General features: G+C 68.8%; 1 protein-coding gene and 1 pseudogene. Both read left to right on the plus strand.

The window, feature by feature from the left end:
* Positions 1–170: 170 nt before the first annotated feature.
* On the plus strand, positions 171–821 hold the full coding sequence (locus FNH08_RS50450; protein WP_152778745.1) for a GntR family transcriptional regulator: 651 nt from the start codon (positions 171–173) through the stop codon (positions 819–821).
* Between the two features lie 139 nt (positions 822–960).
* Positions 961–1,069, plus strand: a pseudogene (locus tag FNH08_RS52910) (PIG-L family deacetylase); the annotation flags it as partial.

A 1,069-nucleotide genomic window follows, 5' to 3' on the forward strand; every position in this document is an offset into this window, starting at 1 on the left:
GAGTGGGCGGGTATCGGCGCGATCGTCGCCGCGAACGCGGTCAGCATCCTGGCGACGCGCGGCTGAGCCGGGCTGTCTGTCGCGTACCTGAGTGAAATATGTCGGCAAAATTGTTGACAATCCTGTTGGCCTAGATTTACGTTCGACAGGCACTCACTCAGGGAGGGCACATGGCCAAGGAAGCCCGTCCGGGCACCGGAGAGCAGGCCAAACAGCTCGCGCTCGCGAAGCTGCGGCAGGCGATCCTGCGCGGCGAGATGGCACCGGCCCAGCGGCTGGTGGAGAACGAACTCGCCGAACAGTTCGGCGTGACGCGGGCCAGTGTGCGCGCGGCACTGATCGATCTGGCGTCCGAGGGGCTGGTCGAGCGGATCCCCAACCGCGGCTCACGCGTGCGGGTGGTGACCGTCGAGGAGGCGGTCGCCATCACCGAGTGCCGCATGGTCCTGGAAGGGCTCTGCGCGGCCAAGGCGGCCGTGGAGGCCAGTGAGGAGCAGCTCGCGCAGCTGACCGAGCTGGGCGAGGCGATGTCCAAGGCCGTCGCCGACGGTGAGCCGGTGACGTACTCCGAGCTGAACAACGAACTGCACAGCAGGATCCAGGAGTTCTCCGGTCAGCAGGTGGCCGAGGGGTTGCTGGAGCGGCTCAACGCGCAGTTGGTGAAGCATCGGTTCCAGCTCGCGCTCAGGCCGGGGAGGCCGCAGCGGTCCCTGAGTGAGCATCTGGCCGTGATCGAGGCGATCATCGCCCGCGACCCGCAGGCGGCCGAGGCGGCCGTCCGCGCCCATCTCGGGAGCGTGATCGAGGCGTATCGGGACTGACTCCCTCCGGGGTGGCCGGGTTCGTCTCGTCTGCCGGGTTCTGTCGGTGGGCGGCTGCAAGGCCGTCGTGGCTGGTCGCGCAGTTCCCCGCGCCCCTAAAAGCATGGGGCGCACCCCTGGTTGAAGGAGGAACCCAGCAATGTCGTACGGCGCAGCGCCCGACAATCCGCACCCGCCACGCTCCACCCTCGTCGTCACCGCGCACGCCGGGGACTTCGTGTGGCGGGCGGGTGGGGCCGTCGCTCTGG

This window comes from Streptomyces spongiae (assembly GCF_009377185.1).
Taxonomy (GTDB): domain Bacteria; phylum Actinomycetota; class Actinomycetes; order Streptomycetales; family Streptomycetaceae; genus Streptomyces; species Streptomyces spongiae.